This window comes from Priestia sp. SIMBA_032 (genome assembly GCF_046535215.1).
GTDB lineage: Bacteria > Bacillota > Bacilli > Bacillales > Bacillaceae_H > Priestia > Priestia aryabhattai.
In genome coordinates, this window is the sequence record NZ_JAWRXD010000401.1 from 1 (window position 1) to 301 (window position 301).

General features: G+C 25.6%; 1 protein-coding gene. It reads right to left on the bottom strand.

What is annotated here, in order from left to right; translation table 11 throughout:
* Positions 1-301: helix-turn-helix domain-containing protein (locus SB717_RS34915; protein ID WP_410907467.1), on the bottom strand; the 301-nt coding region annotated here is incomplete at both ends.

Consider the following 301-nt stretch of genomic DNA (forward strand, 5'->3'; position numbering starts at 1 on the left):
GTTTTTCTCTTTTTTCACTATTTCGTAAAGCTCATTATATTCTTTTTGTTTCACACAATCTCTCATTACACATTTTACATTTTCAATATATTTTATTTTTTTGTTTTTCGTTAGCGCAAATATATAATTTGGATCAATACCAAGTCTTTCAGATAATTGATACAACAATATGCTAGATGGATAAATAATACCTTTTTCTCTCTTACTAATTTGGCTTTGTGAACATATTCCATGACATAATTCAGATTGTGACATGTTTTTTTTCTTTCTAAGTTCTTTAATAATAATACCAAGATTGTAG